Source organism: Niallia sp. XMNu-256, from assembly GCF_036670015.1.
Taxonomy (GTDB): domain Bacteria; phylum Bacillota; class Bacilli; order Bacillales; family Cytobacillaceae; genus Bacillus_BD.
Window position 1 is genome coordinate 3,787,739 of sequence record NZ_CP137636.1, and the last position, 13,446, is coordinate 3,801,184.

At 39.4% G+C, this 13,446-nt stretch carries 16 protein-coding genes and 1 pseudogene; 6 read left to right on the forward strand and 11 right to left on the reverse strand.

The window, feature by feature from the left end:
• Positions 1–200 precede the first annotated feature (200 nt).
• Genes sigB through R4Z10_RS19170 form a run of 3 tightly spaced genes read right to left on the reverse strand, consistent with a single transcriptional unit; the run spans position 201 to position 1,769 of the window.
• A complete protein-coding gene (gene sigB, locus R4Z10_RS19160) occupies positions 201–992 on the reverse strand; it encodes an RNA polymerase sigma factor SigB (protein ID WP_338470867.1) in 792 nt (263 codons plus the stop codon).
• Complete coding sequence (gene rsbW, locus R4Z10_RS19165) at positions 946–1,431, reverse strand: anti-sigma B factor RsbW (protein ID WP_338470868.1); 486 nt, start codon at positions 1,429–1,431, stop codon at positions 946–948. The genes sigB and rsbW overlap by 47 nt, the downstream gene beginning before the upstream one ends.
• Positions 1,428–1,769, reverse strand: coding sequence for an anti-sigma factor antagonist (locus tag R4Z10_RS19170; protein WP_338470869.1), 342 nt, complete (start codon positions 1,767–1,769; stop codon positions 1,428–1,430). Before R4Z10_RS19170 ends, rsbW begins: the two co-directional genes overlap by 4 nt.
• A gap of 251 nt (positions 1,770–2,020) precedes the next feature.
• Between R4Z10_RS19170 and R4Z10_RS19175 the strand changes: the two genes are divergently transcribed.
• Positions 2,021–2,200 carry a hypothetical protein gene (locus R4Z10_RS19175; RefSeq protein WP_338470870.1) on the forward strand — a complete coding sequence of 60 codons (180 nt, stop codon included), beginning with the start codon at positions 2,021–2,023 and terminating at the stop codon, positions 2,198–2,200.
• A gap of 159 nt (positions 2,201–2,359) precedes the next feature.
• On the opposite strand, the gene R4Z10_RS19180 is transcribed toward R4Z10_RS19175, so the two are convergent.
• Together R4Z10_RS19180 and R4Z10_RS19185 are read right to left on the reverse strand one after the other, a co-directional pair.
• Positions 2,360–2,611: a hypothetical protein gene (locus R4Z10_RS19180; protein ID WP_338470871.1), complete on the reverse strand. Its 252-nt coding sequence runs from the start codon at positions 2,609–2,611 to the stop codon at positions 2,360–2,362.
• 123 nt (positions 2,612–2,734) lie between these two features.
• Positions 2,735–3,694, reverse strand: a complete 960-nt coding sequence (locus tag R4Z10_RS19185; RefSeq protein ID WP_338470872.1) for a magnesium transporter CorA family protein — start codon at positions 3,692–3,694, stop codon at positions 2,735–2,737.
• A 321-nt stretch (positions 3,695–4,015) separates the two neighbouring features.
• Here R4Z10_RS19185 and R4Z10_RS19190 point away from each other — a divergent pair, with 321 nt between their 5' ends.
• Positions 4,016–4,282: a hypothetical protein gene (locus R4Z10_RS19190; RefSeq protein ID WP_338470873.1), complete on the forward strand. Its 267-nt coding sequence runs from the start codon at positions 4,016–4,018 to the stop codon at positions 4,280–4,282.
• Positions 4,283–4,506: 224 nt separating this feature from the next.
• Here R4Z10_RS19190 and R4Z10_RS19195 read toward each other — a convergent pair whose 3' ends face one another.
• The 5 genes and pseudogenes from R4Z10_RS19195 to R4Z10_RS19215 form a co-directional block, all read right to left on the reverse strand.
• Entirely contained in the window at positions 4,507–4,641 is a 135-nt protein-coding gene (locus R4Z10_RS19195; protein WP_338470874.1) for a general stress protein B, read from the reverse strand.
• Between the two features lie 56 nt (positions 4,642–4,697).
• On the reverse strand, positions 4,698–4,877 hold the full coding sequence (locus tag R4Z10_RS19200) for a KGG domain-containing protein (protein ID WP_338473282.1): 180 nt from the start codon (positions 4,875–4,877) through the stop codon (positions 4,698–4,700).
• 18 nt (positions 4,878–4,895) lie between these two features.
• Positions 4,896–5,312, reverse strand: a pseudogene (locus R4Z10_RS19205) (general stress protein); the annotation flags it as partial.
• Positions 5,313–5,869: 557 nt separating this feature from the next.
• On the reverse strand, positions 5,870–7,171 hold the full coding sequence (locus R4Z10_RS19210) for a hemolysin family protein (RefSeq protein ID WP_338470875.1): 1,302 nt from the start codon (positions 7,169–7,171) through the stop codon (positions 5,870–5,872).
• Positions 7,172–7,263: 92 nt separating this feature from the next.
• Positions 7,264–8,778: a mechanosensitive ion channel gene (locus R4Z10_RS19215; protein ID WP_338470876.1), complete on the reverse strand. Its 1,515-nt coding sequence runs from the start codon at positions 8,776–8,778 to the stop codon at positions 7,264–7,266.
• Positions 8,779–9,148: 370 nt separating this feature from the next.
• Here R4Z10_RS19215 and R4Z10_RS19220 point away from each other — a divergent pair, with 370 nt between their 5' ends.
• The 4 genes from R4Z10_RS19220 (at position 9,149) to R4Z10_RS19235 (ending at position 11,810) form a co-directional block, all read left to right on the forward strand.
• Positions 9,149–9,418, forward strand: a complete 270-nt coding sequence (locus tag R4Z10_RS19220; RefSeq protein ID WP_338470877.1) for a hypothetical protein — start codon at positions 9,149–9,151, stop codon at positions 9,416–9,418.
• Positions 9,419–9,563: 145 nt separating this feature from the next.
• Positions 9,564–9,725, forward strand: coding sequence for a CsbD family protein (locus R4Z10_RS19225; protein WP_338470878.1), 162 nt, complete (start codon positions 9,564–9,566; stop codon positions 9,723–9,725).
• Between the two features lie 119 nt (positions 9,726–9,844).
• The gene (locus R4Z10_RS19230; RefSeq protein WP_338470879.1) at positions 9,845–10,249 is read left to right on the forward strand and encodes a Spx/MgsR family RNA polymerase-binding regulatory protein; all 405 of its coding nucleotides are present in this window, start codon (positions 9,845–9,847) and stop codon (positions 10,247–10,249) included.
• A gap of 316 nt (positions 10,250–10,565) precedes the next feature.
• The gene (locus tag R4Z10_RS19235) at positions 10,566–11,810 is read left to right on the forward strand and encodes a metallophosphoesterase (RefSeq protein ID WP_338470880.1); all 1,245 of its coding nucleotides are present in this window, start codon (positions 10,566–10,568) and stop codon (positions 11,808–11,810) included.
• 343 nt (positions 11,811–12,153) lie between these two features.
• On the opposite strand, the gene R4Z10_RS19240 is transcribed toward R4Z10_RS19235, so the two are convergent.
• Positions 12,154–12,948: a transposase gene (locus tag R4Z10_RS19240; protein ID WP_338470881.1), complete on the reverse strand. Its 795-nt coding sequence runs from the start codon at positions 12,946–12,948 to the stop codon at positions 12,154–12,156.
• Positions 12,949–13,446 lie beyond the last annotated feature (498 nt).

The following is a 13,446-nucleotide window of genomic DNA, read 5'->3' on the forward strand; positions in this document are numbered from 1 at the left end:
TTTGTTCCATCTTAACAGACTCCCGCCTTAAGATTCTACTCAATAGAAGGCGGGAGAAACTGTAAATCATGATCACAGACTTCATACGCCTGCAGTTAGATCTGTGTGACCAACATGCTATGGCCTAAGCCTTCCATTCGTTTAAGGGTAACCGGAAACTCGAAACCCCTACTGATGGGAGTTTCACTGGATCCGTTCACTTATTGCGAACTCCGTGATACATTCGTTTTTTCAAGTTCCTTCCTTAACTTGGCAATCGCCTTTTTTTGTAATCGTGAAACATGCATCTGGGAAATCCCCAAGTCCTCGCCGGTTTTCTTTTGGCTTTTATTTTCCACAAACGTACAATGAATGATCTCCCTTTCTCTTTCTGTCAGAACATGAAGAACACTCTCAAGCAAAAGCCTTTGATCGACTTGTTCGAACCCTTCATCATGGGATCCTACAACATCTAATGTCGTCATCGTATTTCCCTCAGAACCCGTTTCAATCGGTTGATCCACGGAAGCGGCTTGATACCCTTTTCCCATTTCCATCGCTTCCAATACTTCTTCTTCTGAAAGCTCTAAATGGTCAGCGATTTCATGGATTTTTGGCGAACGTTTATACTCAATCGTCAACTCGTCTACGACTTTTTGAATTTTCGGCCACACTTCTTTTATTCGTCTCGGCACATGGACACTCCATGTTTTATCCCTTAAAAACCGTTTGATTTCTCCGATAACGGTAGGGATTAGAAAGGATTCAAAGGATTTCCCCATGCCTGGTTCATATCTTCTGATCGCCCCTAATAACCCGAGCATTCCGACTTGCATGAGATCTTCATGAAAATTTCTACCTCTAGAATATTTTCTTACGAGACTCCCGACCAAGGCTGTGTAATGTTCCACTAAGATGGTTTGAGCTGATGAGTTCTCATCCTGTTGAAACTCTAAAATTAAGCTATCAATCTCTTCCTTGCTTCGTTTCACCATTTGAGGCGGTTGTGCCATGATTCTCACGCTCCCCCCTTAGATACTTCACCATGTAGACCGTTACTCCAGAATCATTCAACACCCGAACTTCATCCATCAGTGTCTCTATCAAGTATAGTCCTAACCCTCCCTCTGTCAGTTGATCGACTGTACTTGATTCCGTATAAGGTCCTAATTCACTTTTTGTCTGTTTAAAATTAAAGCTCTTTCCATTATCCGCTACCATCAACTCAAGCTTGTCCTCATAAATGCCAAAACCTACGATCACATCTCCATCTTCATCCTTTGAATAGGCATGCTGAACCGCATTTGTACAAGCTTCACTTACAGCAATCTTAATATCTTCAATTTCCTCGTATGTATATCCCATGCGATTCGCGATTCCTGATAATGTTAATCTAATAACCCCAATATAATCAGGCTTAGCCGGAATTTTTAATTCAATATAATCCATCATTTTGCTCCCTCATCCTCCGCCTCTGACTTTGCCGAAATGTTCAAAATGTTACTTAATCCTGTGATTTCGAAGAGTCTCTTTAATCGATTCGATAGCTCGATCAGCTTCAACTCTCCGTTATTTTCTTTAAGTTGCTTGAATATGCCAACAAACACGCCGAGCCCTGTACTGTCTAGGTAAGTTACATCCTTTAGATTAACAACCATGACTTTATTGCCCCCTTCTGCAAGCGGCAATAACTCTTCTCTTAGCTTTGGCGCTGTATAAGCATCAATTTCTCCTGCCACATGGATCAATATTTCATTATCATTTTGTTGTTTATCTATTTTAAAAACCACTACGATCACCTCTAAAATCTTTTACTTTTAATTACCCGCTTTTATTAAAACTTAAACCTCTTTTTTTAAAAAAATGAGCATTTATTAGGTTATAACCTTTAAAACCTATTTAAATCCGATTATACCAAAAGATTAATAATGAACGAATAGATAGAACGCCCCATCCAAATTTTACTAATTGGTAAATTAGGTTTTATTTTCAAAATATTGGGTAAATAAAAAAGGCATTTATGACAAAGGAGGGTGTTCAAATGAATAAAGAAACAAAACAAAAGAAAAGAAATTCCCACTTGAAGGTCATTACAAATGACAATAGCTCAATGGCCCAAGACTTAAAGGAAATCAAGAGACTTGGCAAAGAAATGGATCAGGCAAAAACTGGAACCGAGTTGCAAAAAGAAGATGATCAAACCCAAGATCCGAAGCAATAAAAGATAGAAGAGGCCTACACGATTTGTGCAAGCCTCTTTTTTATCTAGCTGTCGAATCGGATATCGAAGCCCAGTCGTCCCATTGATGACCTATGATACTTTTTACTTATCTTTTGATCATCTTGTTTTATGATCACTTTTCATTTTTTGTTGATATCCTTATTTTTTTCGATGTTCTTTTATAGTCGGGGAGCCTGTAGTTCCAGTTTCCGGTCGGTATTCCTTGATCGTCTCGGAGCTAGCATCCCCGGCTCCTGGTCGATATTCGATTAAGTTGTTCTCTATATCGATATCTCTGAATTTCTGTCCATCGTTTTCTACTAGTTCTTTTTCCTTCCCCTTAGAAATACTTTCTTTAGGTTGTTTCCCTACTTTATCTCTCGCTTTTTTATCAAAATAATAGTCAGCCATGTGATTTTCCCCCTTTGATTTTGTAGCCTTACAATTGTTCTACCACCGTGTCAGAATTCTAAACTTTGCTTATGATCAGGCTTGATGAATGCTTCCTAAAGACCTCTTTCTTCTGTGAAGACATTATTTAAAAAACGATCCAGGTTTTTTAGCTTTTAAAAGGTCGCCTGTCCAGCCTTTTATTTTCAAATAGCCATAAAGCAGGAAAGTGGAGATTGTTATTAGAATGATCGACACAAGATAGCCAAACCGCCACTCCAGCTCAGGCATATTCTTGAAATTCATTCCCCATAAAGCCCCGAAGGCCATAACCGGGGTAAAAATCGTAGTAATGACTGTTAAGGTTTTCATAATTTCGTTTCCACGATGGGCAGAAATGACTTCTTCTAATTTGATAATCGAATCCATTTCATGTTCATATTCGTTGAGGAGAGACATGACTCGATCGATCCGTTTGCATGTACAAACAAAAACCTCCCCTTTGTTGACTCCCGGAAAATTCGTTTCCTCAATTACCATTTTAAGTTCGTTGACGGGAATCAGTAGATTTTTCCAAAGCAAAAGTTCATGCCTAAGTTGATAGACGCGTTCGAGATTCTTTATTTCATTCCTTTTTCGTATATTCCATATCAGCGTATGGAGCGCCTCCTCAAACTGATCAATCTCCACCAACATATCATTTAGCAAGGCCCCAAGAAAAGTTAATAAACCATCAACCGCATTTTCAGTCCGGTCCATAAGCCGTAATAGAAATTCCGGTTTGATTTGTTCCAGTTCGGACAACTCCAAATCGATCGTAACCAACCTGTCCGTAGTTAAATAAAAATGAAAAATCTTAAAATCCCGCTCCTCAGTAAAACTCTTTTTATAAATAAGCGAACCATTCACAACCTTCTCCCCATCCTCCAAATAATCCACCCGCAAATAATTCGACTTCCTATCACGAACATTATCCAACCACTCATTAAAACGTGGGGACTCTTTGAAACCTGGGCTTTCTTTGGAACGTGGGGACGGTTCTCGCGTTTCACTTTCCTTCAATTGAAGCCATCTCCACTTACTAGTACCGAAATAGTTCTCCAACCTGATCTCTCCTTTGAAACATGGGGACGGTTCTCGTGTTTCATTTTGAGTATGAGCCAATCAAGAACTCCATGGTCCGGTCCCGAACCAAGTGCTCTACCTAGCTCCTACCGTCTTACTTTTTTTGAAACAGCAGAACCGTCCCGGCGTTTCACACTTTTTTATTTAATTTCCCTTTATTGCTTGAAATGAAACTTTGATAGAAACGTGGAGACGGTACTCTTAAATGGGTTTAATGGGAAGAAAATGGGGGTAATTATAAAGCAAAGAGATTTAGAATTGTTAGTTTAATAGAGTTCAAATTAAAAGGAGGATATCCTGATGAGAAGAACGGTAGGTTTGAGTTCACTAGTTTCTGTGGGTCTTGGCGCAGCTGCGATCTGGTTGTCAAAAAAACCGAATCGTATTCAAGCTAAATCCTATTTAAGACAAATGAAGCGGAAGTTATCACCCCCTTCATATTCTCAAAGCACGCAACGTGTGATTGAAAAGGGCGGAAACCCTCACCCACGGGATCTTGAGGATAACGAAATGGTGAGTGAAGGTGCGATGTATTCTGTGGATTACTATAATGATAAACTTCAATAACGAAAAATGGTTGGGACAAGTTCCCAGCCATTTTTTGAGTTGTGGTGAAACGCGGGGGAAACGCCGGGACGGTTCTCGCATTTCATCCTATCAACCATGAATGATCCGATGCGAACTGCCAACATTGGAGCCCATAAACAACTCCCGCCGCTTCAAGTTTTTATAACATCAACAAAAAGGAGCCTGCACGGAACGGTGCAGACTCCCTTTTATTCATCAACTATTTAATTGGGACGGGATTTTTTGCCTTTTTCTTCATTCCTTTGATTGAAGTCTTTATCTCGGTTTTTAATACTTTCTTTCCCATCCATGCGTCCTTTTTCGCCCACATACAATCTGTCTTTTGTATTGTCAGCCATAAAATTCCCCCTTTAATGTTTAAGTATTAAACGAAGAATAAACTTCACGCGGGCTTTTATTCGTCATCATCCTCATCACGTTTGTTTTTGCGTGATCTTCCGCCCTTTTTCCCATTTTCTTCGTAGAATTCTTTATCATGGTTTTCAGCGGTTGTCTTTCCGCCTTTTCGACCAATTTCTTCATAGAATTCTTTATCATGATTTTCAGCGGTTGCCTTTCCGCCTTTTCGGCCAATCTCTTCATAGAATTCATCGTCGTGGTTTTCAGCGGTTGCCTCTCCGCCTTTTCGACCAATCTCCTGATAGAACTCTTTCCCATGTTTTTCAGCGGTTGTTTCTCCACCTTTTTGACCGATCTCCTGATAGAATTCCTTCCCATGCTTTTCAGCAGTTGTTTCTCCACCTTTTTGACCGATCTCCTGATAGAATTCCTTCCCATGCTTTTCGGCGGTTGTTTCTCCACCTTTTTGTCCGATCTCCTGATAGAAGTCACTATCATGGTTCTCTGCGGTTGTTTCTCCGCCTTTACGTCCAATCTCCTGATAAAACTCTTTATCATGGTTTTCAGCCGTGGCTTCTCCACCTTTACGGCCAATTTCCTGATAAAACTCTTTATCATGGTTTTCGGCAGTTGATTTTCCGCCTTTACGTCCTCTTTCTTCCATACTCATATTTTTATCCTTGTTTTTGCTTTTGTTTTTGTCAGCCATTTAAAATTCCTCCTAAAATGTTTTTAATCCATCAGATTTGAAAAATTAAAATTGCTTCCTTTTACGTCATGTCTCCCCACTCAGGATAGAAGCTGAGGTACTATTCGAATATTTCTTTAAAAGATTCATTCCTAAATACCTCCCTCTTCTTAAAAGTGTGGTTCAACAGGTTGTCCCTGTAACCTTATAAATGTAATACCACCATTCTGAGAATCTTAAACTCTTTTATTTTTGTTTTACTAGATTTTGTCTCGTATTTTTTTTAAAAGCTCTTTTCTCATGCATTGTTGCTTATAGTATGAAAAATAGAATGTTTGATCTAAGTTTCTCACTGTGAATCAAGTTCTATCAGAAAAAGAAAAGAGCTGCAAACTGAATTGAAGCCTGAAAATAACTATGTCCACGTTAAAATTGGCCTTTAAATTTTAACAACAAACTTTACGAAAATAGCTTTTTTTAAAAAAACCTGACTCCGAATCAGTAAGCATCGGGGAACAGGCTTGACAAGCAGGCTTTTCTTACCGTTTCTTCACTTCCAAATACCAGATGTGATAGCCATCAGATCGATGGACCTTAAATACATATCCTTCCGCTTCTACTTCCACATGAGCAACCTCTTTCGTATCGGCTGTTTGTGTGAGAAACCAGCCGCCAATCGTATCTACATCTTCAGCGAATAAGTGGACCCCAAGTCGTTCGTTAACATCCCGAATCGATAATTTTGCATCAACGATATAATGATCCGCTGTGATTGTACGAATTTCTGCCACTTCTTCGGCATCAAATTCATCCCTTACTTCACCAACAATTTCTTCTATAATATCTTCAATAGTAATTAATCCAGAGGTACCGCCATATTCATCCATTAATATCGCCATATGGGTCTGTTCTTTCTGCATTCTGATCAATAAATCATGAATGGGGGTCGTTTCAATGACTTGAATAGCAGGCTGAATAAAGGACTTCATGTTCCAATTTAGCTGAGATCCTTTCGCTTTGGCTTTTGCCATTAGTAGCATTTTAACGTTCATTACTCCGATAATATGGTCTTTATCTCCATCCATGACCGGATAACGAGTGAATGGTTCTGTATCCAGCTTTTGAAAAATCTCGTAAATCGTATCGTCAATCGATATACAGCTCATTTCGATGCGAGGCACCATGATTTCTTTTGCGACCCTCTCATCAAACTCAAAAATATTATTAACATATCTCCATTCGTTTTCGTTAATCTCCCCGCTTTCATAGCTTTCCGCCAGGAGGATCCGCAATTCTTCTTCCGAGTGTGCTAATTCGTGTTCGGTCGCAGGCTTTAAACCAAAGATCCCAACAAGCCAACGTGAGGAATGGTTGAAGGCCCATATAAACGGATACATCATTTTATAAAATAGAATAATCGGTTTTGAGAAAAGCAGGGTGATCTCCTCAGCCTTTTGAATGGCGACTGTTTTGGGGGCTAGTTCCCCTACGACTACATGAATAAAGGTAACGATCGAAAAGGCAAGCGCAAAGGATAAAACTTGTATTACCGCTTCATTCAGATTTAATGCAGCTAAGATCGGGTGAAAAATCTTTTCTACGGTAGGCTCTCCCAACCAACCGAGTCCTAATGCCGTAACCGTAATTCCGAGTTGACAGGCTGATAGATATTCATCAAGATGGTTCACAACCTTGATCGCTGAGTCAGCGTTCTTTCTTCCTTCAGCTTGCAATTGTTCAAGTCTGGAAGACCGAACTTTTACAATGGCAAATTCAGTTGCGACAAAAAATGCAGTTAAGAGGATTAATAGAAAGATTATCAATAAGTTGATCAGTACCATTCGGCACCAGCACCTCCTGTTTGTTGTTTTTTTACTAGCTAAAAAATAAACACTCCGAAATCGTTGAGAGTTTCGGAGTGTTGTAGTCGAGCTTACAGGTTACGATTTTCCTTATCTAGTTTGTTGTCAAGTTTACTTAAATATTTTGCCGCAAAATCCTTCCCGCCAAGGCCAAATGCGAGACCAAACGCAAGTGCCAAGCCGCCTAGGATGAGAATAAAGGCAGCATTAACGATGGAATGAGCCACACCCAATTGATCCAATGCCATGAATACAGTAATAACAAAGATCGTATATTTAGCGATAGCCGCTAGAGTGCGAGAGTAATTGTGTTTGACAGTATTTTGTAAAACACGCTCGATTAACTGGCCTAAATATAAACCAATTCCTAAAATAAAAATGGCTGCAAACAGCATTGGCAAGTAGGCGATGACCCCTGATGCCAAGGAAACTAAGAAGTCTAAACCAACAATTTGTAAGGCTTCCGCCGTAAAGATTAAAATAACAACTACTTTGGCAAGCATGCCTACGATTTGAGAAAGACTGTACTTCGGTTGTGCCGAGTTTAATGAGCCCATCCCTATATGAGTAGAGATATTATCAAGCTTTACACGCCAAAGCATTTGTGTGACCAATTTTTCCACCCATTTTCCAAGCCAGATCCCTATTAATAACAGGATAATAGCTACCACGATATTTGGGATCAGTGTCAGGACATCCTGCAGCATGGCAATGGCCGGATCAGAAATTCCTCTCAGCTCTAGCTTTTCTAAAGCTGTAATAATCGTTGGAATTAAGATCAAGATAAACACAATATTTCCAATCATACTGGACAGACTTGTGTCTTCGCCATTTCTTAAAATTTCAAATCGCTGTCCAAGTTTGTCTACCCCTGTACTTTTTAAGAAGTTTGTTAAAATATCGCGAACGAGTTTCGCAATCATCCAACCGATAAACACAATAAGTGCGGCTGCAAATAACTTAGGAATAAAAGCAAGCATCGCGGAAAGTGCGTTTGAGAATGGCTCTGAAATGCCTTCCAATTGTAGAGCGCCCAATACGCCTGGTAGGAATAGCAGGAGCACAAAATAGAAGATGGCTTTAGCAATATTGTTCACTTTGCTGCCGGCTTCCAGTTCATTCGTCGCCATTTTCCAATTGACTAGTTTACGATCTAAATGAATCATCGATGCGCCTTTTGTAAAAAGAAAACGCAGTGCGATAGCAACCACCCAAGCTAATAATAGAATAAGAGCTGCTTTCAATATATTTGGAATAGCGGAAGTAATAATTGAAACCATATTTACGAGTGGTTGTGCAATCAGGCTTAAATTAAGCATATTGAAGAAGATAATCCACACAAAAATCAATAAAATATAGTAAACGATTTTTCCAATAATGAATTCAATTGAGTATTTTCTCTTTTCTTTTCCCGCACCTGAAAAAAGTTTATTATCTAAACTTGTTTTCTTTAGGGCAGCTTCTACCCCTTTTCCAATTCCTTTAGCAACCAACCAGCCTATCAGTAAGACCAGCAGCGCAAAGAGGAGGTTGGGAATTTGATTCAAGTACACGGACCAACCATCCATCATATCTCTTGCATTCATTAAACATCTCTCCTTCTCTCTCTCGAATTAACTCGCTAATTGACTACCCCTTTCAAATGATTTCAAACATGGCTTACTTAGAAAAAGGGGACCTTCCATCAACGAAGATTTTCTTTCTCCCCACTGATGGAAAGCCTGAGGCCACAAGATCTGTTCACGCAAACATTGCCGTAGGCGAATTTAGTCTTTGTTCAACTTTTGAAGCTTTATGGGCAGTTATCTACCATCTACCTTCTATATATTTACTCAAAATCAAGATGTCGAGATTTTCTGCCCATTCAGCGATAGGTTAAAAAGTTTTAGTAATATAGGTTTCACCTTCACCCTCACCGGGAATACATTTAACAAAATTTTTAAAGGAGGAGCAATAATGACGAAGAATTTATTTTTAGTAGGGGGATTGGCTGCATTACTTACATTTGGTTTAGCTGGATGTGGGGATGGAGTTGACCAAGATAATGGCATAAGTGATGGCGAGCAAAAAGATCAGTTAGATACAAACACAGAGCAAGAAGCCGAGAAGCAAGTAGAGGAAGGAAATGAGAATTTAGAAGAGGCTAAGAAAAATGTTGAAGAAACATTAAAAGAGGAAGGAATTGAGGCTAAAAAGAACGTTGAAGAGAACTTACAAGAGCAATGAAACATGGGGACGGTTCTCGTGTTTCATTAGGCTGCAATCCCAAAATGAAGGACGAATGAAATCACAATAATTTTATAAATAAGTTTAGATCTCTTTAACAAAGGGTAGAGATCTATAGATAAAAAGTAGAGACGGAGGGTTTATTATGAATGAAGATAAATTAAAAGGAAGTCTGGATCAAGTAAAAGGTGAGGCAAAAGAGCAATGGGGAAAAGCAACCAATGACCGTTCAACGGAAACAGAAGGAAAACTGGATAAAGTGAAGGGAAAAGTCCAGGAAGGCATTGGGAAAATAAGAGAGTCATAGCATCATGTTTATTCTTAGAGCAGTTGTCTCGAACACAACGAAGAGGCTTTCATCTCTTCGTTGTGTTCGAGACAACTTTTAAATGATTGTTAAAATAAAAGTCAAAAGGAGAATGAAGTATGACTATTACCGTCATAACTAAAGCAAATTGTGGATCATCAGTCAAAGCAAAAGAGTGGTTTGAAAAAAATAACATTCCTTATATTGAACGGAAAATATCGAAGAACCCACTAACCATCGGGGAATTGAAAAGTATTCTTCGGTTGACGTTAGAGGGCACTGACGATATTTTGGCGACCAAATCGGACGTATATAAAGAAATCAAAGTGGATGAACTCTCATTAAAGGAATTACTCGAACTCATCCAACAACATAAAGAATTACTAAAATCCCCCATTATTACAGACAACAAAAAAATTATGACAGGATTCAATCAGGATGAAATACGCAAATTCATCCCCCGAGAAAAACGTCAATCTCAGTGGTTCCTTTGGAAAACCCGACACCTACAATTTGCTGAATGAAACTTGAGGACAGTTCCGGTGTTTTGAAACATGGGGACGGTTCTCGCGTTTCACTTATGTGTACAAATCGACATGAAACATGGGGACGGTTCTGGTGTTTCATTCACTGTCGATGAAACATGGAAAAAGAAGATTACATATACTTTTGGAGTGAAGAATCGTACCTTTCCCCGTGCCCTACCCCTTCCACCTCACGGGAATTTGATCTTATTTTTATACATACTCTTAACCCTATTCAACCTTTATGGCCTATCTATGTATAGGAACTTCTCTATATTAATCATAAGCTAAAGACCATAATAAGGAGCTGTTTCCATTGAAAAAACCGTTAGTTAGAGCCTATAAAAGGTTATCGGCAACTGCTTTGGCATTATCCGTCCTCGTTGCTCCTCTTCCGTATCAAACTGTATTGGCTGCCAATTCAGAGCAGACAGGAACACCCGACTTATCTTTAAGGATTCTTGGAACGACAGATATTCACACGCATCTTTATAATTATGATTATTATGAGGATGCTGAGATTCAGAAAGTTGGTTTAGCCAAAACCGCTACTCTTATCAAGGAAGCAAGAGCAGAAGCGAAAAACACCCTGCTTTTTGATAATGGGGACCTCATTGAAGGAAATCCGCTTGGCGAATATGTAGCAAAAGTTGACAAGCTTGAGGAGGGTGAACTTCATCCAGTTTTTCAAGCAATGAAAAAATTAGACTATGATGCTGCAACGGTCGGTAACCATGAGTTTAATTTCGGACTAGAGTTTCTCGATGAAGTACTGGACGATGCACCAATGCCTTATGTCAATGCGAACGTGTATAAGGTTGACCATGATAACGATCCTTCTAATGATAAACATTATTTCAAACCGTATACAATTTTAAAGAAAAAGGTAGTAGACGACAGTGGACATTCGCATGTGATTAAAGTAGGCGTAGTCGGTGCGGTTACTCCACAAATCACTGAATGGGATGAAAAACATCTTGCTGGTAAAGTAATTACGAAAGATATTGTTAAATCAGTACAAGCACAAATTCCGAAAATGAAAGATGAGGGTGCTGATTTGATTATTGTCTTGGCCCACACAGGAATTGGGGATGCAGAAGTCAAGGAGTTTGAGGAACTTGCGGCCTACGACCTAACAAAGGTAGACGGCATCGATGCGATTATTGCCGGTCATACCCATACCACATTCCCAGGAAACGATGGAAATCTCCCAGGAGTTGATGCTGAAAAAGGAACAATAAACGGGGTACCCGTTGTCCTGCCAGGGTTCTATGGAAGCCACCTCGGTGTCATTGATTTAAAACTAGCACAAGAAAAAGGAAATTGGGTGGTTAAACATTCTGAGGTAGACTTACGAGCCATTTATGATGAAAAAGAAAATAAAAGCTTAGCTCAGCCTGACAAAGAAGTATTAAAAGCTGTTAAAGAAGCCCACGATAATACTCGTACTTTTGTCAAAAGTACAATTTGGCTTCCAAGCCGCTTTCTCCCTCAAGGAGGATACAACCTTATATGGCCATTTGTGGAACTCTTTTCCCAAAAACGCCAGGAAGGTTCTTGAGAGGTGAGTGAAACGGCGGTGGAACGTCGGTGGTGGGAACGTCGGGACGGTTCTGCTGTTTCACTTCACCTTTTTGAAACATGGGGACGGTTCTCCCGTTTCACCACCTCTTCCCTCTTAAGCTCTATAAACTAGACTCAAAGAAACTCCCAAGATTCTTGCAGCTTGCCTTAGTGACAGTCCCTCAATTCTCTTTACTTTTCTCAATATCTCGTTTCTCTCGGTTTTAGGTAGACACTTAACCTGTGCAATTTCCTTTTTGAATCGTCGGGACGGTTCTGCTGTTTCACTTCACCTTTTTGAAACATGGGGACGGATCTCCCGTTTCACCACCTTTCCCCTCTTAAGCTCTATAAACTAGACTCACAGAAACTCCCAAGATTCTTGCAGCTTGCCTTAATGACAGTCCCTCAATTCTTTTCACTTTCCTCAATATCTCGTTTCTCTCGGTTTTAGGCAAACTCTTAACCTGTGCAATTTCAATTATTCCCAATCGCTTCTTAATCTCCATTCCGGCCTTCTCATCTGTTAATCTTTTTTGATTTGATGGGACTTCTACTCTATTATCATTATCCTTCGTTTCTCTTTCATTAAATTCTCTAAATCTTTCCCTAGCTATCATAGGATTACTAGAAAACCTTTTTAAAACCATTTGACAGTTCAACATATTGCCTTGATAAAGAGGCTGCCCATAGTATCCCCTGCAACTGCTCCATTTCCATTCTACTGCATGATTCACCATTCCCGCTTTTACTGGATTTTGATGGATATATCGCACTACTCTTAGAAAAGTGCCTAATGTTTCAATGTTTTCACTTTTGAACCGGCCCTGAAAGAGATGGCCGGTTGTAAAGTACTTCTCGTGATAATACCTAGCATAACTGATCCCGATTCGTTTCATTGTAACGGAAATATCCTCATTCCCCTCTTTTATAAGCAAATGAACATGATTCCCCATTAAACACCATGCATAGATAGCCATTTGATGGGCTATTTTGTATCTTTTAAGAGTATCAAGAAATCGAATCCAATCCATATTGTCATGAAAGATTTCCTGTCTATTCGCACCCCTCCAAATAATATGGTATATGCGTGTCTGGCTTTTCTTTCTTGCTTCACGCGGCACCTTTATCACCATCTTTCAAAAATTCAGTTTGGTATTTTCTTAAGATCAATGTTCTCATCGGAGAGCAACCGCTCGATAAATTGAATATGTTACGATCTTCTACCTTTTTTGAATGCAAAAACAACAAAATATCCATTCGATCATGAATGGCTGTGAAAATCATTTTATGGGATTGGATTTGTTTGTGGTAAACGAACAGTGGTGGAGGTTGGCATAGGATCTAAGGTTTTTAGCGGTAAGAAGGATAAAAGTGGATAGATAAGTTTCAGCAAATCAATAATGATCTTGGGAGGCTTTTTCCTACAACCTAGACTTGAATTCGGTAGCCTTCAAGGCCTTACAACCAACACTTGGAACTTTGACCGTCAATACAAAGGAACCTCCTTTTATTTTTTAGTACAATCGATCGCAAAAAAAAGCTGGAAAACGTGATGGGTAAAAAGTTGAAGCTAGCTGCAGTTAAAATCGCGGAGAGTGTAAGAGGGAATCTATGTCCATATTCAACATTTA